Below are 22,506 nucleotides of genomic sequence, written 5' to 3' on the forward strand. Positions count from 1 at the left end.
ACGTCAACGCCAAAAGTATACGCGATCGCTGCAGTTCGCGCAATTTAAGGTCGGTTTTTCTCTGTCATAGAGTATGGGATAGCGCGGCGGATTTGTCCAAAAAATGTCGCGGTAGGGATACCCGTTACCGGATACCCCCCGCACAGATCCCGGCGTGCGCGATTTACGCACCGGGCTCCTGCCTCGGGTGTCTGGCGGTGAACCGCTCCACAGGCCATGGATGAAGAACCCGAACCCTTGGTAGCCATGCGGCTGCCAGTTTGTTTGCTTTCGTCCAGGTCGTATCATCCTTCTGGCTCCTGCGCCTGAGCGCCCGGCGCCAGAGGTTTGTTACGTGTGTCCTGAACTTCTGCATGGTGGGGAAGTTGCCCGGTACCGAGTGATAGTTCAGGTATCCCTGAACCACTCTCCTGAGCCATTTTCCCTGTTCGGGGATTGAGTAATGCCAGCGCCTTCGCAGACCGTCTTTGATGGCTTTCAGAGTTGCCGTCATCCGATCCCGGCGGGTCTTTCGTATCAGCATGAACCTGCCGTTGCGATCTTTCCCGCTGATGTGCGTGAACCCGAGGAAGTTGAACGTTTCTGGTTTGCCTTTTCCCCTGATGGCACGGTTTTCGGCAGCGAAGCGGCCGAACTCCATCAGACGGGTTTTCTCCGGGTGAACCGTGAGTCCGAACTCCCTCAGTCTGCGCTGCATGGCTATACGGAAGCGCCGGGCATCGTATCGTTTGTCGAACCCGATGACGATGTCATCGGCGTATCTGACCATTACCACATTGCCTGTGGCATAGCGACGTCGCCACTGATGCGCCCACAGATCGAAGACGTAGTGGAGGTATATGTTTGCCAGCAGCGGTGAGATGACCGCACCCTGTGGGGTGCCTTCCTCCGTTGCTCGCCATTGACCCTCCTCCGACGTCCCGGCTGTGAGCCACTTACGTATGAGCCTGATTACCCTCCGGTCGCCGATCCGATGCTCTGTGAACCTGATCAGCCATTCGTGGCTCACCCTGTCGAAGAACTGACTGATGTCGGCATCCAGTACCCAGTTTACGTTAGTGCGTACCAGCCCTGTGGCCAGTGCGTCCAGTGCATCGTGCTGGCTTCGCCCGGGTCTGAACCCGTATGAGAACCCCATAAAGTCGTTTTCATAGACTGCGTTCAGGATTTTCACCAGCGCATACTGGACGATCTTGTCCTCCAGCGAGGCGATGCCGAGCGGGCGTTGTTTTCCATCCGCTTTTGGGATGTAGTGACGCCTGCCGGGCTGCGCCCTGTAGCTGCCCTGATGTAGCCTCCGGTGCAGATCTGTTATGTTGTTCTTCATGTTTCCGGCGTAGTCCATCCACCTGATGCCATCCACTCCGGCGGCCGCTTTCCTGCTCAGGGAGAGGAATGCGGCTTCCAGTGCTTCGACTGTCAGCAGGTGGAACAATGCTGTAAACCGTTCTTTCTTCCGCTGCTTCGCAGCTTCCCGCACGCGTGACAGCCTCTGTGACATGCTTTCCCGGCTCTGTGTCCGGCGCATGTGTGGCTGTTCCGCGTTCCCCTTGGCCCCGCTCCTTCGCTCCACTGACTCCGCTCCTTTCGGGTTGTTCGCCTGCTTCGCCGCTACTATGAGCGAGTCCGACTTCTCCTCTCCGTACATCACCGGCTATGACTCCTCGTCTTCCCGGTGCGGGCCATCTCCGACACTGGCAGATGGTCAGAGGGGAGATCTCCCGGTTCCCGCGTAGAGATCGTATTGACATGCCAGGGTCTCAGACCCCGCCGGGTCCATGTGGCACTCGCAGTATCGCACCCTATGATGTTGCCTTCCGTTAACAGTACAACGTCGGCACCCGGTAATTTAATATACATTTCGTGGCTCAATGGCTGGCCTGTCAACACCCCTGTCAACGCTTCGCCCCATACCTCGCGGTATGCAACGCATGACTCGGGGACCTTGTGGATTGCTGGTCCTTCAATGGTCGGGGACTTTCACCCCTTGATCTCTAACCGGTCTCCCGGCGCACACTGTTCATACATACAGTATTTATCTATACTGGGTGTGTTCACGGTGTGCCATTCGGGGGCCGCAAGTTTGACCGGCGCAACGAAGTCCTGGCTGAAACGGGTGGTGCCGTCAGTGCCTTAACCCCGAGAGAGCACACTGTGTTACGTCAACAACGTGCAGTTACTGGCCCGCGCGGCAACGCGTGGTTCAGCGCTGCGCACCCCTGTCGTTGCAGGCGGCGGGCCGGGAAGCCGTCCACGGAAGGAGCCACCACAGGCCAGGGCGACGCCGCCGGCGACAGGCAGGGATAAGCTGACAACGGGCAGCGGAAAGGTACGTCAGCTTATTGTGCTCCTTAACCACAGGAGACGCGCGTATGGGCGGAATGGATATTATTATTTTAATCCTGAAACTCATGGTTGCTGTGTTGCAACTACTTGATGCAGTCCTGAAACAGTTCCGCTGATTCAGGTTCAAGTCGCACCTGAGGGGGGCGGGAAACCGCCCCCCTGCAGGCGCCCGCCGGGCGTCCCGGGATGACTTGATGGAGGAAGCTATGCCACCCCTGTTAATTGCCGCCACGACGCCGGATGCCCCGGGGTTCGCGGCGCTGCGCACCGAAAGCCTTGAACAGCATTTCAATATGCTGCGCCGCCTGGCGGAAAACTGGCAGAGCGGCAAAAACCGCTTTACCGCGCCGGGCGAAACGCTGCTGGGCGCCTTCGTGAATCACCAGCTGGTTGGGGTATGCGGCATCAATAGCGATCCCTTCAGCCCCCAGCCGCGGGCCGGGCGTATTCGCCACCTCTACATCAGCGAGCGCTACCGCCGCCGGGGGATCGGCCAGCAGCTGCTGGTCTCGGTTATCACCCACTCCAGCGCCTGGTTCGATTTTCTCAACACCCACGCTCCGGCGCAGGCCTGGCCCTTTTATGAAAGACTTGGCTTTCGCCCGGTGTACGATGAACCGCGGGTGACGCATCGCCTGTTTTGTTCGCTGTAGCCCCGCTGGCTGGCAGCGCGGGCGCGTGTTACAGTCCGGTGACCTTCACTGTTGAACCTGTCTGCGATGACCCTCACCGTATTCTGCATTTTGCTGTTCGCCGCCCTGCTGCACGCCAGCTGGAACGCTATTGTCAAAGCCAGCGGCGATAAAATGTACGCGGCGATCGGCGTCAGCGGCTCGGCCGCGCTGATCGCCTTGGTGATGCTGCCCTTTGCCCCGCAGCCCACGCTGGCCAGCGCCCCCTATCTGCTGGCGTCGTGCGCGTTACAGGTGGTGTATACGGTGCTGGTGGCGAAGACCTATCAGGTGTCGGATATGAGCCAGACCTATCCGCTGATGCGGGGGACTGCCCCGTTGCTGGTGGCGGCGATAAGCGTGCTGTTTCTCGGCGATCGTTTGTCGCCGCTGGCCTGGCTGGGCATCGGCGTCATCTGCCTGGCCATTCTGGCGATGGCCTTTAACGGCCGCGCCAGCTCCCGCAAAGGCATCGTGCTGGCGCTGATCAACGCCTGCTTTATCGCCGGCTATACGCTGGTGGATGGCACCGGCGTCCGGCTGGCGGGCTCCGCGCTGGGCTACACCCTGTGGACCTTTTTTATGAACGGCTTCTGCCTGCTAAGCTGGGCAATGATGACCCGCCGCGCTGAAGCCAGCCGCTATCTACGCCTGCACTGGCGAATAGGTATCCTCGGCGGGATCGGCACCATGGGCTCCTACGGCCTGGCGCTGTGGGCGATGACTCAGGCGCCGCTGGCGGTGGTCGCCGCGCTGCGTGAAACCTCCATTTTGTTCGGCGCGCTGATCGCGTTTATCGTCCTGAAAGAGCAACTGATGCCGCTGCGCATCGTCGCCGCCTGCGGGATTGCCGCCGGGGCGATCCTCCTGCGCCTCGCGTAGCCTGAAATGGCAACATTAGTTGCCGTTCCTGTTTACATAATCTGCCTGGAATTCCCTCAACAATCGGCACTTTGCAGTTGTTATGTCATTTTTATATGGTAGATTCCTCCATCGTTTACGGTGTGTGCCAGTCACATATTCTTCATTTTTATTTACTCACAAAGTATTCATCGACATGAAACGGCATAAAAACTTCAATTTGTTGTTGATGCTGGTACTGCTGGTGGCCGTCGGCCAGATGGCGCAGACCATCTATATTCCGGCCATCGCCGACATGGCGGTCGCGCTGAACGTCCGCGAAGGGGCGGTACAAAGCGTAATGGCGGCCTACCTGCTGACCTACGGTATTTCACAGCTGTTTTACGGCCCGCTCTCCGACCGCGTGGGTCGCCGCCCGGTGATCCTCGTCGGGATGTCGATTTTTATGCTGGCGACGCTGGTAGCCATTACCACCCATAGCCTGCCGGTGCTGATCGCCGCCAGCGCCATGCAGGGGATGGGCACCGGCGTCGGCGGCGTGATGGCGCGCACCCTGCCCCGCGATCTGTACGAAGGCGCCCAACTGCGTCATGCCAATAGCCTGTTAAATATGGGAATTCTGGTCAGCCCGCTGATTGCCCCGCTGCTCGGCGGCATCCTCGACACCCTGTGGAACTGGCGCGCCTGTTACGCCTTCCTGCTGGTGCTGTGCGCGGGGGTGACCTTTAGCATGGCGAAATGGATGCCGGAAACGCGCCCGGAGGGCGCGCCGCGCACCAAACTTCTGGCCAGCTACAAAACGCTGTTCGGCACCGGCGCCTTTAACTGTTACCTGCTCATGCTGATCGGCGGCCTGGCGGGAATTGCGGTATTCGAAGCCTGTTCCGGCGTACTGATGGGCGCGGTGCTCGGCCTGAGCAGCATGGCGGTGAGTATTCTGTTTATTCTGCCGATCCCGGCCGCCTTCTTCGGCGCCTGGTTTGCCGGCCGGCCGAACAAGCGTTTCCCGACCCTGATGTGGCAATCGGTTATCTGCTGCCTGCTGGCGGGTCTGATGATGTGGATCCCGGGGCTGCTGGGCGTTATGACCGTCTGGACCCTGCTGGTGCCGGCGGCGCTGTTCTTCTTTGGCGCCGGCATGCTGTTCCCGCTGGCCACCAGCGGCGCGATGGAGCCATTCCCGTTCCTCGCCGGTACCGCCGGGGCGCTGGTTGGCGGCTTGCAGAATATCGGTTCCGGCGTGCTGGCCTGGCTGTCAGCAATGATGCCGCAAACCGGTCAGAGCAGTCTCGGGCTGCTGATGATGCTGATGGGCCTGTTGATTCTGCTGTGCTGGCTGCCGCTGGCCTCGCGCTTTACCCATCATCAGCAGCCGGTATAAGCGCGGCGGCCGCTCCCCGGATAACGGCTGACGCCTTACCCGGCCTACCGTTCTGTCCTCTGTAGGCCCGCGCAAGCGCAGCGCCGCCGGGCGGTTATCAGGCGCCGTACCGTTATGTTGCCGGGTGGCGGCTGACGCCTAACCCGGCCTGTCCAACATCACAGGGGGATAGCCCGGCTCATTTTCAGGTCAGACTATGCAGCCACTCGATAAAGGCGTCGATTTTCGGCCACTGGCGACCCGGCAGGGTGGTCACATAGTAGTGCTGGTGGCATTTCAACGTCATATCGCCAAACGGGGCGATCAACTCCCCGCTCTCCAGCCGCTTCTGTACCAGCCGCTTACGCCCCATTGCCACCCCGAGGTGGTTCATCGCCGCGATCGTCGCTAAATCGGAACGATCGAAGCCAATGCCCGACGATGGCGGCATGTCCACCGCAAACTGCTGCGCCCAGCTATACCACTCATCGGTGCCGGAATCGTTGCTCCATGCCTGGCGGTCGTGGAGCAAGGTACAGTGGCGCAGATTGCCCGGATTCGACATTAACTGCCGCTGGTGCGCGTAATTCGGCGTACATACCGGCACGATCGCCTCATCCATCAGAAAATGGTGGCTCAGCTGCGACGACGGCGCATCATCAAAATAGATCGCCAGATCGATGCCCGTCCGCTGCAGGTTAACGTTCTCGTTGCCGGTCAGCACGGTGAGGGAGATGGCCGGGTAACGGCGGGTAAAGTCTCCCAGAGCCGGCACCAGCCAGCACTGGGCGATAGAGGGCCGCGAGTAGACCGTCAGACTGCCGGAGAGCTCCTGGTTTTTGATGTCGAGGATCTCCTGATTGAGGCCATCCAGCGACGACTTCAGCGCCCAGTAGACCCGCTTACCTTCACGCGTCAGCTCAACTTTGCGATGCGAGCGGACAAAGAGCAGGATCCCCAGCTCCTCTTCCAGCTGATTAATCCGGTGGCTGACGGCGCCAGGCGTGAGCGCCAGCTCGTCGGCGGCCAGGGCAAACGACTCGTGCCGCGCCGCTACTTCAAAGGTCGACAGCCTGGAAAGCTGCCAGCCGTTCAGCAGCCGGGTACCTATGTTTTTTAGCACATCCATCACGCGCTCCTGGCTAATACAGTGGCTGTTGATGATAAAAAAATCACGCCGGTTTTGCCGCTAAAGGGTGAATTAATTTGACCCACAGCATGTTTAATGGTCTGTTTTTGAGCCAAATCACCCATTTGATTCAATTCTCCTCACCTTAAAGCCCATTTATATCGTTTGTCAGCCCATGAGGTTTCTCGCTTCAATAAGGCCAGATTTTTCACAGGCGAGGTGGAATATGGGTTCGCAAGTCTGGGTTGTGAGCACGCTGCTGATCAGCATCGTGTTAATCGTCTTAACGATCGTCAAACTGAAGTTTCATCCTTTTCTGGCGCTGCTGCTGGCGAGCTTTTTCGTTGGCGCGATGATGGGAATGGGCCCGCTGGAGATGGTCAACGCCATTGAGAGCGGAATCGGCGGCACGCTGGGCTTCCTGGCAGCGGTGATCGGCCTCGGCACCATTCTCGGCAAGATGATGGAGGTCTCCGGCGCGGCGGAGCGCATCGGCCTGACGCTGCAGCGCTGCCGCTGGCTGTCGGCGGACGTGATTATGGTGCTGGTCGGCCTGATCTGCGGCATCACGCTGTTTGTCGAAGTCGGCGTGGTCCTGCTGATCCCGCTGGCCTTCTCCATCGCCAAAAAAACCAACACCTCGCTGCTGAAGCTGGCTATTCCGCTGTGTACCGCGCTGATGGCGGTGCACTGCGTGGTCCCTCCGCATCCGGCGGCCCTGTTTGTCGCTAACAAACTGGGCGCCGATATTGGCACAGTGATTGTCTATGGCCTGCTGGTCGGTCTGATCGCCTCGCTGGTTGGCGGCCCGCTGTTTCTCAGAGCGTTAGGCAACCGCCTGCCGTACAAACCGGTCCCGGCCGAATTTGCCAATCTTGAGGTCCGCGAGGCGTCGACGCTGCCGTCGCTCGGCGCCACGCTGTTTACCGTACTGCTGCCGATTGGCCTGATGCTGGTGAAAACCGTCGCCGAACTGAACATGGCGAAAGGCGGCACGCTGTATACGGTGCTGGAATTTATCGGCAACCCCATCACCGCGATGTTTATCGCCGTCTTTGTCGCGTATTACATGCTCGGCATTCGTCGGCAAATGGGGATGGGCGTCCTGCTAACCCATACTGAAAATGGCTTTGGGTCGATCGCCAACATCCTGCTGATTATCGGCGCAGGCGGCGCGTTCAACGCGATCTTAAAATCCAGCGGCCTGGCCGATAGCCTGGCGGTGATCCTGTCGAACCTCGATATGCACCCGATTCTGCTGGCCTGGCTGGTGGCGCTTATCCTGCACGCCGCCGTCGGCTCCGCCACCGTGGCGATGATGGGCGCCACCGCCATCGTCGCGCCGATGCTGCCGCTCTATCCCGGCGTCAGCCCGGAGATCATCGCTATTGCTATCGGTTCCGGCGCCATTGGCTGCACGATCGTCACCGATTCCCTCTTCTGGCTGGTCAAACAGTACTGCGGCGCAAGCCTCAGTGAAACGTTCAAGTACTACACGACGGCGACTTTTATCGCGTCGCTACTTGCACTGGCCGCCACCTTCCTGCTTTCTTTCATTATCTGAGCGCAAAGAGACGTATGATGAAACACGCTGAATTGACTACCTTGACCGCGACCTTCCCGCTTGTGCAGGATCTGATCGCCCTGAAAGAAACCACCTGGTTTAACCCCGCCACCACCCCTCTGGCGGAGGGATTACCTTACGTCGGCCTGACCGCCGACGACGTGCAGGACGCCCATGCCCGCCTTCAGCGCTTCGCGCCCTATCTGGCGGAAGCCTTCCCGGAAACGGCCGTCAGCGGCGGGATCATCGAATCGGAAGTGGTCGCCATTCCGGCCATGAAGCACCGCCTCGAGCAAAAATTCGGCCAGCCGATTGGCGGCGAACTGCTGCTGAAAAAAGACAGCCATCTGCCGATCTCCGGCTCGATCAAAGCGCGCGGCGGCATTTATGAAGTGCTGACCCATGCGGAAAAGCTGGCGCTCGAGGCCGGGCTGCTAACTACCGCAGATGATTATCGCAAATTGCTGACGCCGGAGTTTAAACAGTTCTTCAGCCAGTACAGCATCGCCGTCGGCTCAACCGGCAACCTCGGGATGTCGATAGGCATCATGAGCGCCCGCATCGGCTTTAAGGTTACCGTGCATATGTCCGCGGACGCCCGGGCGTGGAAAAAGGCCAAACTGCGCAGCCACGGCGTGACGGTGGTGGAGTATGAAGAGGACTACGGCGTGGCGGTCGAACAGGGACGCAAGGCGGCGGAATCCGACCCGAACTGCTTTTTCATCGACGATGAAAATTCGCGCACGCTGTTCCTCGGCTATGCCGTGGCCGGCGAGCGCCTGAAGGCGCAGTTCGCCAAAGCAGGACGGGTGGTCGATGCCGACCATCCGCTGTTCGTCTACCTGCCGTGCGGCGTCGGCGGCGGCCCCGGCGGCGTGGCGTTTGGCCTCAAGCTGGCCTTTGGCGACCACGTTCACTGCCTGTTCGCCGAACCGACCCACTCTCCCTGCATGCTGCTCGGCGTCTACACCGGGCTTCATGATCAGATAGCGGTGCAGGATTTAGGCATTGATAACCTGACCGCCGCCGACGGTCTGGCGGTCGGCCGGGCGTCCGGCTTCGTTGGCCGGGCAATGGAGCGCCTGCTCGACGGGTTCTATACCCTTGACGACCAGACGATGTATGACATGTTGGGCTGGCTGGCGACAGCGGAAAATATCCGCCTTGAGCCCTCCGCGCTGGCCGGGATGGCCGGACCGCAGCGCGTCTGCGCCAGCAAAGCGTACCATCAGCTGCAGGGACTGAGTGAGCAACAGCTGCAGCAGGCGACCCACCTGGTGTGGGCCACCGGCGGCGGAATGGTGCCGGAAGAGGAGATGGCGCAGTATCTGGCGAAGGGGCGCTAATCTTCAGCGCAGCAGCGGCATCAACGCCTCTGGCGGCCGCTGCTGTCGGCGCAGGTCCCGCATCACTCGCATATAGGGCCCGCTGAGATCGTAGAACTGCCGATAACCCGCGCACAGCGGGTCTTCCTGTTCGCCGCAGCGGCACAGGCGTAGCCACGGACAGCCGTAGCAGGCGCTGTTGGCCGCCGGCGCGCCCGCCTGCGTTATCAACTCGCCGCACCAGGCGCTCAGCGTCTCGCTAAACAGCAAAATATTGATACGGCCAATATCTTCCCGCACCCAGCGGTGAAAGACCGCGCAGAGAAACTCTCCCCACAGCGCGGCGTCGCCAGCCGCCAGCTGCGGAATAAAATGGATAGCCGTAAGCCCCTGTTGACGCAGCTGCGCATAGAACGCCTGCGGCTGGCGGCAATGCTCCGCCTCGACCACTACCGACTGAAAGGGAGTGTCATGTTGCTGGCCGGGGGCATGAGTGAGAGGCAAATTCGCCGGACATCCTGTCATGACATATCCCTAATGAATGAAACGATCTGTTGAAGGTGAGTAACAGCAAACAGGAATGCCAGAGAAAGTACTGCGAGTGCGATCAAAAATTTGTCACGAACCGCCCGCGGCTGTAAAAAATCGCTGTCGTCGACGTCCATCAGATGACGACGGCGGGTATAGCCCCAAAGGATCCCCGCCACTATCGCCAGCACGCCGATCGACAGCCAGAACGGCAGTCCGGCGCGGTGCCAGCTGTGCTTAATCGCCAGCGCCATCAGCGCGCCATAGCCCAGCAGTGTGCGAAACCAGGCCAGGGAGGTGCGCTCTGGCTGTAGCCCCGGGTCGCTTTCCCGCCGCGCCCGGCGTTTATCCGCCATACAGCACCAGCAACATCACCGCGACCACCACCGCCAGCAGCAGGATGCTAATCACCAGCAGCGTCCGGGTATAGGGGAGATCCTGCTTCAGGCGCATCGCCTTCTCATTGTTCAGCCAGCGCAGATAGCCATAGATGGCCATGCCGCCGGCAAACAGGCACAGCAGCAGGGCGAGAATTTCACGGATCAGCGGCGTGGCAAAGTCTGGCGCCAGCTGGTCAACACCGACGCCAGCGGCAAGAAAACCGAGCGCCGTGCGGATCCACGCCAGAAAGGTGCGTTCGTTAGCCAGCGAAAAGCGGTAATCAGGCGCTTCGCCGAGGCGGGAGATTTTCATGACGGTTCCTTGTTCATCGCGCAGCAGGCTTCAGCATAGCGTAAATCAGGAACCGGGGAGAAGCATCGGCGCCCCGCAGGGCGCCGGTCAACGGCGGGGATTAATGCAGCTCCGGCCAGTAATCCTTGTTGGCGGCAATCAGGTCGTCGAGGATCGCTTTCGCCACCGAGGCGCTCGGCACGGTTTTCGACAGGGTAATCGCCTGCCACAGCTTGTGGTAAGAGCGTTGTTCCCAGGCATCGACCACCAGTTTTTCCACCGCCACCTGCTGGCTCATCATCCCTTTCTGGAAGTGCGGGATGTCGCCGACCGTCAGCGGCTCCGGCCCGTTATGGCCCACCAGGCAAGGAATTTCCACCATCGCGTCGGCGTCAAAGTTATGGATCGCGCCATTGTTCGGCACAATCAGCAGCATCCTTTCCTGCGTGTTAAAGGCGATGGCCGTCGCCAGATCGACGATATACGACGCGTGCTCGTCAATCTCCAGATCGCCTGCGGAGGATTTCCCGGCGGCAATAATCGCCCGGCAGGCGCTGAAGACGTTTTTCTCACGATGATCCATCACCTCATTGGCGCGGGTGCGTTCCGGGTTGGAGTGGGCCACCACGTAGTCCGGGAACAGGTAATATTTCAGGTAGGTATTCGGCATGGTCTGCGGATCCAGCGCCTGCACATCTTTCGCTTTGGCAAAGGTGTCGTTCCAGCTTGCCTCGGTGTGCGGGTCGTTAGAAGGCGGTACATAGCCGTATTTCGCCACATATTCGCGCAGTTTCGGCATCAAATCGTTGCCGTCGAGATCCTCAATCGAAGTCCACCAGCCGAAGTGGTTGAGGCCGTAGTAGCGCACACGCATCTGTTTACGGTCTTTGAGGCCGACAATCTGCGCCATCCGCCCTTCAATGCCGATCGGCATATCGCAGATGTTGAGAATTTTGGCGTTCGGCCGCAGACGACGGGTGGCTTCCGCCACAATCGCCGCCGGGTTGGAGTAGTTAAGCATCCAGGCGTTCGGTGAATATTTTTCCATATAATCCACCAGCTCCAGCACGCCGCCGATAGAGCGCATACCGTAGGCGATCCCGCCCGGTCCGCAGGTCTCCTGGCCCAGCACGCCGTGGCGCAGCGGGATTTTCTCATCCTGTTCACGCATCGGATATTTTCCGACGCGGATATGCGCCATGACGAAATCAACATCGGTAAACGCCGCCTGCGGATCGGTGGTATAACTGAATTCAATCTCCGGCGCCTGCTCTTTGAGGATCACTTTGCACGCCTCGGCGATGGTCTCCTGCCGCGCCCCGTCGTTGTCGTAAAATTTCAGCGACCGCAGCGGAAAACGATCCTGGTTTGCCAGCAGCATCAGGACAATGCCTGGGGTGAAGGTGCTGCCGCCGCCTGCGATAACAACTGAGAATTTTTTCATGATACTGCCTCCGTCATGGTGGTATGTTCGGTCGAAAGAGAATCTTTCATCAGGTTTTCCAGCTGGTCGCGCACCTGGGGAACGTGCAGGCCGACGATGACCTGAATCCCGTTGCCGCGGCGAACTACCCCGTGGGCGCCCAGCGCTTTAAAGACGTCGTCACTTTGCGTTTTCGCCATATCGACCAGCGCGATGCGCAGTCGGGTGGCGCAGTTATTGATACTTTCAATGTTGCTGGCGCCGCCGAGGGCCTGCAGGAAGCCAGCGGCCTGGCCCAGCCGGGTCTCTGGCGCGGCTGCCGCCGTGGTTTTACCGCGCGACGCCTGATAATCAGCCTTGCTGTAGAGCTTGATTTCGCTCTCTTCCCGGCCCGGCGTCTTCAGGTTCAGACGCAGGATCAGGGTGCGGAAGACCACGAAGTAGAGGGCGGTGAAACAGAGACCAATACCTATCTGAATGAACATCATCGAGGCGTGGTGATGGAACATCGGGATCCAGTTTTGCGGCAAGAACTGGTCGAGCAGGCCGCCACCGAAATTGCCCACCACCCCGCAGATGTACATCACCGTCGCCATGGACGCCGCCAGCACCGCGTGGACGGCGAACAGCAGCGGCGAGATGAACAGGAAGGTGAACTCCAGCGGCTCGGTGATCCCGACCAGCATCGCGGTCAACGTGGCGGGGATCAGCAGGCCGGCGACCTTGACGCGATTTTCCGGCGCGGCGGTGAAGTAAAGCGCCAGCGCAATGCCCACCGAACCAAACACTTTCGAGTTACCGTGCAGGGCAAAGCCGCCCTCCGGGAACAGCGTCTTCAGCGGTTCCGTACTCTGGCTGAACGCCTGCAGATGCTCTGCCCAGTAGACCTGCAGTCCGCCCTCCACTACCGCCGGGCCAAAGATGAACGGGCCATAGACGAAGTGATGCAGACCGGTGGGGATCAGAATGCGCTCAAGGAAGATGTAGACCCACACCCCGAGCGCGCCGGCAGAGCGCAGGAAGGCCTGTAGCGATTCAATACCCAGCTGGACTTTTGGCCAGCCGAGCAGCGTCAGCCAGGCGCAGGGGATCATCGCGAGGAAGGCGACAATGACCACAAACGATGAGCCCTGGAAGATGCCGAGGAACACCGGCAGGGGTTTATCGAAATAGCGATTATGCAGGGCCGTCACCAGGCCGGAGATGACGATCGCCCCGATAATGCTGGTGTCGAGGGTTTTAATCCCGGCAATCATCGTCAGGCCGCTGCCGGCCGTGGGTTCAACGGAAAAGTCGACGCCGAAGAAGTGGCCCCAGGTCATCCCCATGGCGTTGATAAAGTAGTTCCAGGTGAGAAAGCTCACCAGTACCGCCAGACAGGCCCGGCCCTGGGCCTGCTTCGCCAGGCCAATCGGCAGACCGACGGCGAAAATCAGCGGCATATTACGAAAGACGGTCCAGCCGCCCTCTTCGATGATGTGAACGATCTGTGCAAACAGGCTGTCGGGTGCGGTCAGCGCTTCGCCGACGAACATCGGGTTGCGCAACATAATGGCGATACCGACCACGATCCCGGCGAAAGGAAACAATAAAACCGGGGTAAACATGGCGCCGCCAAAGCGTTGTATTTGACTGAGCATTGGGAAATCCTCATGTAACAACTCGTAGGGTGAATGGCCTTCTTTTTCTTGATTACCGGCCTCACTCGAGAATAGGAATTTGCCCGTCCAACAACATGCCGCGCCGTTGCGATTCGTGATCGCTTTCATGGTTTTAATTTGGCCAAAGTTGTCTACTTCGTTAACAAAAGTTAGACATCGATAAGCCAAAGGATGAAATCGATCTAATGAATGGATAATAACCTGCTGTCTTAAAACTTATTTTTTAATAACAGGTGAAGAAAATAACCTCGCTCTTTCCTGTACAAGAGGACTACTGGTGATCTACAAATCCATTGCTGACCGCCTGCGGCTGCGGCTGAATTCTGCCGACTTCTCCATCGGCAGCCCGCTGCCGGGAGAGAAAAAACTGGCCGAGGAGTTCGGGGTGGCGCGCATGACCATCCGCAAAGCCATCGACCTGCTGGTGGACTGGGGGTTGGTGGTCCGTCGCCACGGCTCAGGGACCTACGTGGCGCGTAAAGACGTCCATCATGAAACCAGCAATCTCACCGGCCTGGCGGAAGTGCTGCGCAAGCAGGGTAAAGAGGTGGTAAGCCAGGTGCTAGCCTTCGAAGTGATGCCTGCCCCGCCGGCCATCGCCAGCCTGCTGCGAATTAAAATTGATGAACGGATCTACTTCTCGCGGCGGGTGCGCTTCGTCGACGGCAAGCCGCTGATGCTGGAGGATAGCTATATGCCGGTGAAGCTGTTCCGTAACCTGTCGCTGAGCCATCTGGAGGGATCGAAATTTGATTATATTGAGAAGGAGTGCGGGATCATCATCAGCGGGAACTATGAGACCCTGACGCCGGTGCTGGCGGACAGGCAACTGGCGCGCTCAATGAACGTTCCGGAGCAGACGCCGCTGCTGCGGATTACCTCCCTTTCCTACAGCGACAGCGGCGAGTTTCTTAACTATTCGGTTATGTTCCGCAACGCCAGCGAGTATCAGGTGGACTACCATCTGCGCCGCGTCCAGGCGCACAGCCCGCTAGCTCAGCCCCCAGAACAGCACGGCGAGTAGCTGCGGGGTGATAATCCGCAGGAACATCACCAGCGGATAGACGGTAGCGTAAGAGAGCGCCGCCGCGCCGCTGGTGGCGTGCAGATTGTTGGCGAAGGCCAGCGCCGGCGGGTCGGTCATCGAGCCGGCCAGCATGCCGCACAGCGTCAGATAGTTCATTTTCGCCAGCATGCGCGCGAGAATGCCTACCGTCAGCAGCGGGATGGCGGTGATGAAAATGCCGTAAGCGATCCAGCTCAGGCCATCGCCCTGGGTAAGGGTCGCCACAAAGTCGCCCCCCGATTTCAGCCCGACCACCGCCAGAAACAGCACGATCCCCAGCTCGCGCAGCGCCAGGTTGGCGCTCGGCGGCATAAACCAGTACAGCTTGCCGATGCTCCCGATGCGCCCGAGAATCAGCGCCATAATCAGCGGCCCCCCGGCCAGCCCGAGCTTCAGGGCGGCGGGGAAGCCGGGAATAAACAACGGGATAGATCCCAGCAGTACCCCGAGACCGATGCCGATAAATACCGGCAGCATCTGAACCTGCTGCAGCTTCTGCTGGGCGTTACCTAGCTCGGCGGCCACGGCGTCAATCGCCTCCGGACGGCCGACCAGGTTGAGAATATCGCCAAACTGCAGGCTGGCGCTGCTGCTGGCCACCAGCTCGACGCCAGCGCGATTAAGCCGGGAGATCACTACGTCATAGCGCTGTTTGACGTGCAGATCGCGTATTTTCTTCCCCAGCACTTTCTCGTTAGTCACCACCACCCGCTCAACCTTCAGGTCGGTGCCGCGCGTCGACAGCGAGGTGGCCACCTCCTGGCCGATAACCAGTTGCGCATTGTGCAGATCCTCCGGCCGCCCCACCAGGTGCAGCAGATCGCCGGCCTGGATAAGGGTGCCCGGCGCAGGCACCATTAGCAGCTCACCGCGCTTCAGTCGCGAACAGACGATATTGTCGCTGTTGAGCATCGGCACATCCTGAATCGCCATCTGATTGAGGTTGGGGTTCTCCACCCGCACGTTGATGGTGTGCAAATGGGCATGGCCGTTGCCGCTGCTCTCCTCAAATTGCTGGGCCTCTTTCTCGACATTGATGCGAAAGAACAGGCGCACCAGCCACATGGTCAGCAGAATGCCGCAGATGCCGAACGGATACGCCATCGCATAGCTCATCCCCATCTGATCGACCACCTCGAACGGCACCCCGAGATCGCGCAGGATTTGCTGCCCGGCCCCCAGCGCCGGCGTGTTGGTCACCGCGCCGGAGAAGATGCCGAGCACCACCGGGAGAGGAATATTGAACAGTTTATGCAGCACCGCCGTGACCAGGCCGCCAAGAATCACGATCAGGATAGCGAAAAGATTGAGCCGCAGGCCTGAGACCCGCAGCGAGGCGAAAAAGCCCGGCCCCACCTGGATACCGATGGTGTAGACAAACAGGATCAAGCCGAATTCCTGAATAAAATGCAGCATCGGGCTGCTGAGGGCGACTCCGGCCTGATCGACAAAGTGGCCGACGATAATGCCGCCAAACAACACGCCGCCAATACCAAAGCCGACGCCGCGGATTTTGACATTGCCGATCCACAGCCCAATCACCGCCACCAGCGCCAGTACGCTGACCGTCAATGCTATCTCACTCATGGTATCGTCCCTGTGAATAACATTATTATTAACAGGGATTATGACCGCTGCCAGACGGGTTGTATGCAGCCTGGCGCACAATACCAGCAAACAGACCGGCACAAAAAAGCCCCGAAAATCGGGGCTTTATCAATAGGTTGCTTTATTAGCTATTTAACGCCGGTCGTTCGCTGATGGCGATGCGCTGCGGGGCGATCTGCTCAGGCTCATGGCGGGTCAGATCGATATGCAGCAGACCGTTGGTGAAGGTCGCGCCAGAGACCTCCATGTTGTCGGCGAGGGTGAAGCTCAGGCTGAAGGCCTGGCTCACCAGCCCCTGGTGCAGCCAGGTGGTCTCTTTTTCCGGCTGCTGCGGCGTGCCTTTTACCACCAGGCGGGTGCCTTCCAGCTGAATATCCAGATCTTCCTGACGGAAACCGGCCAGCGCAAGGGTAATGCGGTAGTGGTTATCGTCGCTTTTTTCGATGTTATAGGGCGGGAAGCTCTGGCTTTCACCGGCGGTTTGCAGGGCGCTGGCCAGTTTGTCAAAACCGATCCATTGACGCAGCAGGGGGGATAAATCGTAGTTACGCATACTGTTTTCTCCTTCTGTGAAGCGAGTGAATGTCTGCGAATTGCGCGAATTCGCATATGCTCCCTGACGGCGAGCAGGTTGTTACATCAGGCCGCCACGCGGCCTGAGGGGACAATTAGTTGATTTCGATACGGCGCGGCTTGTTCGCTTCCGGGATCACCCGTTCCAGATCGATATACAGCAGACCGTTTACCAGGTTGGCGCCGCGGACATGAATGTTTTCCGCCAGCTGGAATTTACGCTCGAAGTTACGCTCGGCGATCCCCTGATACAGGTAGGTCCGCTCTTTCTGCTCGGCAGCGTGGGCGCCTTTGACGATCAGCAGATTGTCCTGGGCGGTGATCTCCAGCTCGCTTTCAGCAAAGCCAGCCACCGCGATAGCGATGCGATAGTGGTTTTCGTCTACCAGCTCGACGTTATACGGAGGGTAGCCGCCATTGCTCTGGCTTTGATTGTTTTCCAGCAGGTTAAACAGGCGGTCGAAACCAATGGCTGAACGATAAAGCGGGGAGAGATCGAAGTTACGCATAATAAATAGCTCCTGAAAATCAGCGAGAATCAAAATGACCTTCCATCGTGGACAGGCCGCGGTAATCCGGAATACCCCTCAGGCGTATTCTCAGTGGGTTACACCTATAAAATGGGTTTCTCCCCGTGCTTTTCAAGGGATTGAGGGCGTTTTTTTTTGCAGTTTGCCGATGATTGCTTAGACTGGGGGGAGGAGCACAAAAAGCAAAGTGCGATGCCCGCCACAGTGCGGCGCAATAACGCTATGCATTCACGGGATGGCCCGATATAACCGCTAAAAGGTTATCTCAACGCCCGAAACGACGATGGAAGAACAATGAAAAGCAGACGACTGTTAAAGCTGGTCCTGTTCAGCGGGATAATAAGCCTGAGCGGTTGCTCCAGCGTAATGTCACATACCGGTGGCAAAGAGGGAACCTATCCGGGCACGCGATCCAGTGCGCAAACGCTGGGGGACAACAATACCAACTGGGGTGTGAAATCGCTGGTGGCGCTGGATATGCCGTTCACCGCCGTCATGGATACCCTGCTGCTGCCGTGGGATATGTTCCGCACCGACAGCTCAATCAAATCTCGGGTCGAAAAGAGCGAGAAGGCCACGCTGGCGACCAACTCGGTGATCCCGCCAGCGCCGATGCCTGCCCAGTAAGTTATCGCCCGGTCTGCGTGACCCACAGCTGGCGATAACCGTCCACCTCCTCCATCCAGGCAATCTGTTTACCGTCTGGCGAAAAGACGATCGCGTCCGCCGAGGGCGCATGAGCATGCGCCTCGGTTAAAAAGGTGATATCGCCTGTGCCGGCATGACAGCAGGCAATCCGCCCCTCCAGTACAAAGCCCAGCCACTCTCCCGACGGATGCCAGTTAAACGCTGACTGGATACCCGACGTGTGATGCGTCAACTGCCACGGCTCGCCCCCCTGTGGGGAAATCAGCCACAGCTGCACCTCACCGGCGTCGTCGCGCATCAGGAAGGCGATGCTCGTAGTCTGTGGATTGGCGCGCACCCAGTGACGTGGAATATTCACCAGCCCCGGATAACGGCGATGGTGGGTGAAGGTCAAACGACGCTGACTGACGCCCGCCGGCGGCGCGGGCATCGTGGTTGCGGTACCGGCCAGCGGCTCCCCGCCGGGCTGCTTCCAGCTGGCTTCATCCTGCGGCAGATCGACAATAAACAGCTCCGGGACTTTGTCGCCGTTTTCCGCCAGCGTATCGCCAATAAACGCCAGCGCATGGTTCCCGACCCAGCCCTCTTCATAGGCGCGATTAATCTCATCGCTGCCCGGCGCGGGAGTCGGCGTCGTGCGGCTCACCAGCACGCACCAGTGGCTGCCGCCATATTCGCGCGGATGGTGGCCCGGCGGCGTCACGGGTCCATACGGCGCGGCCACGCCGACGTTGCGCAGATCCAGCGCCGGGTCGCGCTCGTGCAGCACATGATCGTTGTAGGTAAAACTGACCAGCTGGCCGTTGGGGCTATAGACATGGACGTGGCTGCCGCCGCGCAGCGCCCCGGGGGTGTAAGGGGCAGTAATGTCCATGGCGTCCAGATTCTCGACGGTATCCTGAAAGGCCACCACTCCGCGGCGGTGATGAAAGTCATACTGCCATTGCGCATCCGGCCGCTCGGGGCCGTGAATGAACACGTAGCGCTCCTGGGTTGGATGCACGGTCACCACGCCCACGTGCGCGCCTTGCGTGGCACGATAAATGGTCTCCACCGCGCCGCTGGTTACGTTCACTCGCTCAATGGTCTCGCCGGTGAACGACGCACCGGACGGGCGGACGTCGAACACCAGCCACTGACTGTCGGGGGTCCAGGTATTAACATTGGTAAGCTGATGATGACGGGGAGCAAAAGTGACTTGTTTCATGGTGTGCTGACCGGGCCGATATTAGAGTGGCCTTAGCATACCGCAATCCGCAGCGGGTTTAATGCCCGGCGACAAGCTTAAAACGCTTCGCCGACCTGGAAGTAAAAGCCGCTGCTGCCTTTGCCGATACCGTAGTCGAGGCGAACGTTAACGCGAGGTTTGAATTCAAAGCGGTAGCCGACGCCCGCCGAAGGCAGCCAGCGTCCGTCATTCAGGGAATCCATGGATGGCCCCATGGTTCCCGCCCCGGCCCAGGCCACAATCCCGTGTCGCCAGGTGAGCTGCCGGCGGTATTCCAGTTGGCTGCTAACGACGTTTTTATCGCGATAACGCCCCTGATAGTAGCCGCGCATCCGCTCATCGCTGCCCAGCATGGGCATCATGCTCCACGGCACATCGCCCTGGGTGAAAGCGCCATCGGCCTCCCAGGCGAGGACGCTCTTCTCGCTGAGGGCATGATAATGGCTATAGTGCAGCTGAAATTCGTCAAAGCGGGTATCGCTGCCTAAGCCGGGCGCATAGTGGGTGTAACGGAAGTTGGCATACTGACCCCGGCGCGGATTGGGGACGAAGTCGCGATCGTCCCAGTTGAGCGCGACGCTGGCGCCCGAGCTGAATACCGACGGCCCCTGCGGGGTATTTTCAATTTTCGGCAAATCGTTATGGTCCATCTCATCGGCATTCTGTGCCGCCAGCGACCATCCGGCGCCGAGATAAACATTGTCGATAAGCTGCCGGTAGACCGTCGGGCGCAGGGCCAGCACCTGGGCGGTATATTTCTCTTTTTCGTTGTCTTTATCGCCGGCATGAAAGCCTTGTCCCCAGAAATACGTCGGGGTGTTGGCCATCGATCCATCAACAAAAATTCGCCATCGGTCGTGGTCAAAAAAAGCGTAGTTTTTCACGCTAAGGCCGAAGGCGCCGGTGGAGCTGGCGTAGCCGCTGAGCGTCAGCGTGGAATTCTGGCTGGTGGTATCCTGCGGATCGGGACGGTAGAGACCGACGACGGCAGTGCCGATGCCCAGCCCCAGCTCCGGCGTATAGAACGGACCGGGCATCACGCCCCAGTCAATGCCTTTGCTGGCGTCGAATTCATCGCTGGCGCCGAGATGCTGCAGCCAGCCGTCGATTTGCTCGCGGCTGATGGCCTGCGCCTGGACCGGCGCGCATAGCGCCCATGTCAGAAGCAACAGAACAGGGTTAAGCGGTCGGCTCAAAAGCGATACTCGCCGGAGATAAAGAAGCTGTTACGCTCGGCAAAACCAAACTCCGTGGTGATATTAAAATTCTGCGTCAGCTCATACTGCGCTCCCACCAGCACGTTCCACGGCGACTGCAGATGCTGTTTCACATCAAAGCGGCCATGATTGTCCTGGTTGGCCAGGTTGACCATGTTTTGCAGCATCGGCGACGGCATCGAGAGATCGTTAAGGCTACCCTTAAACTCTTGCTGCACGTCCTGATACATGCTGCCGACCCATAGATTCAGCTTTCCGGCCGGGAGATGTAGCGCATCGACCGATGGCGTATTGAAACGATAGCCTACGCGCGGCGAAAAGGTAAACGCATCGATGCTGCCGTCGAGGATATCAAAGCGCGTCTGGGTGTAGTTAGCGTCCAGTACGGTAAACCAGTTGCCGATGCCGCCCACCAGCGTGGTGCCCATCCCATAGGTGGTGCCTTTAAAATCGAGGCGAAAGTCGAGGTCCTGCATCCCCGGCATCGGCACCACTTTGCCGTTCGGCCCCTTCAGCCCGACGGCAATCTGCGAAATGGAGTGCCCCTCGGTGTGTCCGACGAGACCATAAACATTCATAAACGGCAGCAGCCAGGCATCCAGCTTGAGCGTCTCGGTTTTGCTGCTTTCCCGCGTATTACCGACGCCAATCTGGAAGGCGTTGTCCAGCGAGACCGGCCCATTTCCGAAAATGTGCTTCACGGCGCGTTTACAAACAGGATCCTTACCGCAATCGATATTGCGGCCGTCCAGCGACAGGCCGGTGAAGCTAATGCTGTCGACATTAATATTCTGCCGCATATCCATATAGTTAATGCTGACGCCAAACGGCAGCGGCAGGACGTAGCCACGCTTTCTGGCCTCGTCGCCTAGCAAAGGGAGTAGCGAGGACGATGCTGTCGCCGCAGGCTGGCGACTTTCTGGCGCCGGCAGATCCGCGGGCTCGGCGCCGTGATAGGCGTACGCCGGCTCAAGCGGCGTCGTTGGTTCCGCGGCCGCGCAAATCTGAACAGAGGCGAATGGCAGCGTAACCAACATCAAATAATGGCGTTTATTCATGAAAAATCTGATGTTAGTTCTGAATTGCAAAAAAAGAGGGCGGGTAGCTTATAGAATCCCCTGTGCGGAATAAGGGATTTAAATGCGGATTAACATCTGTTCATGAAAAAAGAGAAGACAGGCCCGACGAACGCCGGACCTGAAGGAAGCTTACGCTAAAACGTATTTTTCAATAGCGAAGGCGACGCCATCATCGAGGTTCGATTTGGTAATGAAGTTCGCCGCTTCTTTGACCGCCGGAATGGCGTTATCCATCGCCACGCCGACGCCGGCAAATTCAATCATCGCGATATCATTTTCCTGATCGCCTATCGCCATAATCTCTTCCGGTTTGATACCCAGCGCATCGGCCAGCGACTTCACGCCGGTGCCTTTATTGACGCGTTTATCCAGTATTTCGAGAAAGTAAGGCGCGCTTTTCAGCACGGTGTACTTTTCTTTCACTTCCGCCGGGATACGGGCGATGGCCTTGTCGAGGATCGCCGGCTCATCGATCATCATTACCTTCAGCAGCTGGATCTCAGGGTCCATCTTTTCCGCTTCGCAGAACACCAGCGGGATGGTCGCCACATAGGATTCATGCACGGTGTAGTAGCTGATATCGCGATTCGCGGTATACAGCGTATTGCGATCGAGCGCGTGGAAGTGGGAGCCGACTTCGCGGGAGAGCTGTTCGAGGAAGCGATAGTCGTCATAGCTCAGCGCGGTTTGTGCGACGGTGCTCCCGTCCCCGGCTTTCTGCACCAGCGCGCCATTGTAGGTGATGCAGTAATCACCTGGCTGCTCCATATGCAGCTCTTTCAGATAGCTGTGGACACCCGCGTAAGGGCGGCCGGTGGTCAGCACCACGTTCACCCCTTTTTCACGGGCGGCGGCAATGGCGTTTTTAACGGCGGGAGAGATAGTGTGATCGGGCAGCAGCAGCGTGCCATCCATATCAATTGCAATCAGTTTAATAGCCATAGGATCCCCGGGTAAGATGAGTCTTCCCTCATGCTAACGCGATTCCGCTCAAAAAACAGTAAAAGTGTCGGCCAG

22 protein-coding genes and 1 other annotated feature are annotated in these 22,506 nt (G+C 59.0%); of the genes, 8 read left to right on the top strand and 14 right to left on the bottom strand.

All coding sequences use genetic code 11. The features are described from left to right. Positions 1 to 163: 163 nt before the first annotated feature. Positions 164 to 1,651, bottom strand: a complete 1,488-nt coding sequence (ltrA, locus tag ACOI7Z_RS23505) for a group II intron reverse transcriptase/maturase (protein ID WP_004178082.1) — start codon at positions 1,649 to 1,651, stop codon at positions 164 to 166. Positions 1,652 to 2,342: 691 nt separating this feature from the next. Here ltrA and tisB point away from each other — a divergent pair. The 4 genes from tisB to emrD all read left to right on the top strand — a co-directional run bounded on the left by tisB (position 2,343) and on the right by emrD (position 5,259). Continuing rightward, positions 2,343 to 2,462: a type I toxin-antitoxin system toxin TisB gene (gene tisB, locus ACOI7Z_RS23510; protein ID WP_004145059.1), complete on the top strand. Its 120-nt coding sequence runs from the start codon at positions 2,343 to 2,345 to the stop codon at positions 2,460 to 2,462. Positions 2,463 to 2,552: 90 nt separating this feature from the next. Next, on the top strand, positions 2,553 to 2,999 hold the full coding sequence (locus ACOI7Z_RS23515; RefSeq protein WP_004202251.1) for a GNAT family N-acetyltransferase: 447 nt from the start codon (positions 2,553 to 2,555) through the stop codon (positions 2,997 to 2,999). A 66-nt stretch (positions 3,000 to 3,065) separates the two neighbouring features. Next, positions 3,066 to 3,899, top strand: coding sequence for a DMT family transporter (locus ACOI7Z_RS23520; protein WP_023291440.1), 834 nt, complete (start codon positions 3,066 to 3,068; stop codon positions 3,897 to 3,899). A 175-nt stretch (positions 3,900 to 4,074) separates the two neighbouring features. Continuing rightward, positions 4,075 to 5,259, top strand: coding sequence for a multidrug efflux MFS transporter EmrD (gene emrD, locus ACOI7Z_RS23525; RefSeq protein ID WP_032454418.1), 1,185 nt, complete (start codon positions 4,075 to 4,077; stop codon positions 5,257 to 5,259). A 184-nt stretch (positions 5,260 to 5,443) separates the two neighbouring features. Here the strand turns inward: emrD and dsdC are convergent, their stop codons facing one another. Continuing rightward, a complete protein-coding gene (dsdC, locus tag ACOI7Z_RS23530; RefSeq protein WP_087849154.1) occupies positions 5,444 to 6,367 on the bottom strand; it encodes a DNA-binding transcriptional regulator DsdC in 924 nt (307 codons plus the stop codon). 226 nt (positions 6,368 to 6,593) lie between these two features. Here dsdC and dsdX point away from each other — a divergent pair, with 226 nt between their 5' ends. Together dsdX and dsdA are read left to right on the top strand one after the other, a co-directional pair. Beyond that, positions 6,594 to 7,931 carry a D-serine transporter DsdX gene (dsdX, locus tag ACOI7Z_RS23535; protein WP_048335644.1) on the top strand — a complete coding sequence of 446 codons (1,338 nt, stop codon included), beginning with the start codon at positions 6,594 to 6,596 and terminating at the stop codon, positions 7,929 to 7,931. 17 nt (positions 7,932 to 7,948) lie between these two features. Then, positions 7,949 to 9,277: a D-serine ammonia-lyase gene (dsdA, locus tag ACOI7Z_RS23540; RefSeq protein WP_065883523.1), complete on the top strand. Its 1,329-nt coding sequence runs from the start codon at positions 7,949 to 7,951 to the stop codon at positions 9,275 to 9,277. A 3-nt stretch (positions 9,278 to 9,280) separates the two neighbouring features. On the opposite strand, the gene ACOI7Z_RS23545 is transcribed toward dsdA, so the two are convergent. The 5 genes from ACOI7Z_RS23545 to ACOI7Z_RS23565 all read right to left on the bottom strand — a co-directional run bounded on the left by ACOI7Z_RS23545 (position 9,281) and on the right by ACOI7Z_RS23565 (position 13,519). Then, positions 9,281 to 9,781: a regulator gene (locus ACOI7Z_RS23545; RefSeq protein WP_087849153.1), complete on the bottom strand. Its 501-nt coding sequence runs from the start codon at positions 9,779 to 9,781 to the stop codon at positions 9,281 to 9,283. Continuing rightward, positions 9,778 to 10,140 carry a DUF202 domain-containing protein gene (locus ACOI7Z_RS23550; protein WP_023291446.1) on the bottom strand — a complete coding sequence of 121 codons (363 nt, stop codon included), beginning with the start codon at positions 10,138 to 10,140 and terminating at the stop codon, positions 9,778 to 9,780. Before ACOI7Z_RS23550 ends, ACOI7Z_RS23545 begins: the two co-directional genes overlap by 4 nt. Further along, the gene (locus ACOI7Z_RS23555) at positions 10,130 to 10,477 is read right to left on the bottom strand and encodes a YidH family protein (RefSeq protein WP_087849152.1); all 348 of its coding nucleotides are present in this window, start codon (positions 10,475 to 10,477) and stop codon (positions 10,130 to 10,132) included. Before ACOI7Z_RS23555 ends, ACOI7Z_RS23550 begins: the two co-directional genes overlap by 11 nt. A gap of 100 nt (positions 10,478 to 10,577) precedes the next feature. Next, the gene (locus ACOI7Z_RS23560; protein WP_017899668.1) at positions 10,578 to 11,900 is read right to left on the bottom strand and encodes a 6-phospho-alpha-glucosidase; all 1,323 of its coding nucleotides are present in this window, start codon (positions 11,898 to 11,900) and stop codon (positions 10,578 to 10,580) included. Continuing rightward, positions 11,897 to 13,519, bottom strand: a complete 1,623-nt coding sequence (locus tag ACOI7Z_RS23565; RefSeq protein ID WP_087849151.1) for an alpha-glucoside-specific PTS transporter subunit IIBC — start codon at positions 13,517 to 13,519, stop codon at positions 11,897 to 11,899. The genes ACOI7Z_RS23560 and ACOI7Z_RS23565 overlap by 4 nt, the downstream gene beginning before the upstream one ends. 298 nt (positions 13,520 to 13,817) lie before the next feature. Between ACOI7Z_RS23565 and ACOI7Z_RS23570 the strand changes: the two genes are divergently transcribed. After that, positions 13,818 to 14,564, top strand: coding sequence for a GntR family transcriptional regulator (locus ACOI7Z_RS23570; RefSeq protein ID WP_032454424.1), 747 nt, complete (start codon positions 13,818 to 13,820; stop codon positions 14,562 to 14,564). Here the strand turns inward: ACOI7Z_RS23570 and ACOI7Z_RS23575 are convergent. From ACOI7Z_RS23575 to ibpA, 3 genes are all read right to left on the bottom strand, one after another. Then, complete coding sequence (locus ACOI7Z_RS23575) at positions 14,532 to 16,193, bottom strand: putative transporter (RefSeq protein ID WP_032454425.1); 1,662 nt, start codon at positions 16,191 to 16,193, stop codon at positions 14,532 to 14,534. The two genes, ACOI7Z_RS23570 and ACOI7Z_RS23575, sit on opposite strands and share 33 nt — an antisense overlap. Positions 16,194 to 16,338: 145 nt before the next feature. Next, complete coding sequence (ibpB, locus tag ACOI7Z_RS23580) at positions 16,339 to 16,767, bottom strand: small heat shock chaperone IbpB (protein ID WP_023291450.1); 429 nt, start codon at positions 16,765 to 16,767, stop codon at positions 16,339 to 16,341. 115 nt (positions 16,768 to 16,882) lie between these two features. After that, on the bottom strand, positions 16,883 to 17,296 hold the full coding sequence (gene ibpA / locus ACOI7Z_RS23585) for a small heat shock chaperone IbpA (protein WP_004151523.1): 414 nt from the start codon (positions 17,294 to 17,296) through the stop codon (positions 16,883 to 16,885). Then, positions 17,290 to 17,366: a sequence feature (ROSE (Repression Of Heat Shock gene Expression) occurs in the 5'-region of heat shock genes and acts as an RNA thermometer to modulate expression.), on the bottom strand. It overlaps the preceding gene by 7 nt. A 245-nt stretch (positions 17,367 to 17,611) precedes the next feature. On the opposite strand from ibpA, the gene ACOI7Z_RS23590 reads away from it, so the two are divergent. Further along, positions 17,612 to 17,944, top strand: a complete 333-nt coding sequence (locus ACOI7Z_RS23590) for a YceK/YidQ family lipoprotein (RefSeq protein ID WP_023291451.1) — start codon at positions 17,612 to 17,614, stop codon at positions 17,942 to 17,944. A gap of 1 nt (position 17,945) precedes the next feature. Here the strand turns inward: ACOI7Z_RS23590 and ACOI7Z_RS23595 are convergent, their stop codons facing one another. From ACOI7Z_RS23595 to yidA, 4 genes are all read right to left on the bottom strand, one after another. Then, positions 17,946 to 19,172: a DUF3748 domain-containing protein gene (locus ACOI7Z_RS23595; RefSeq protein ID WP_087849150.1), complete on the bottom strand. Its 1,227-nt coding sequence runs from the start codon at positions 19,170 to 19,172 to the stop codon at positions 17,946 to 17,948. Between the two features lie 77 nt (positions 19,173 to 19,249). After that, a complete protein-coding gene (locus ACOI7Z_RS23600) occupies positions 19,250 to 20,365 on the bottom strand; it encodes a BamA/TamA family outer membrane protein (protein WP_170927833.1) in 1,116 nt (371 codons plus the stop codon). Between the two features lie 20 nt (positions 20,366 to 20,385). Continuing rightward, a complete protein-coding gene (locus ACOI7Z_RS23605; protein ID WP_023291454.1) occupies positions 20,386 to 21,468 on the bottom strand; it encodes a hypothetical protein in 1,083 nt (360 codons plus the stop codon). A gap of 150 nt (positions 21,469 to 21,618) precedes the next feature. After that, positions 21,619 to 22,431 (bottom strand): sugar-phosphatase, encoded by an 813-nt coding sequence (gene yidA, locus ACOI7Z_RS23610; RefSeq protein ID WP_023291455.1) that lies wholly within the window; start codon positions 22,429 to 22,431, stop codon positions 21,619 to 21,621. Positions 22,432 to 22,506: the final 75 nt, after the last annotated feature.

Source organism: Klebsiella sp. C283 (assembly GCF_048822555.1).
GTDB lineage: Bacteria > Pseudomonadota > Gammaproteobacteria > Enterobacterales > Enterobacteriaceae > Klebsiella > Klebsiella quasipneumoniae.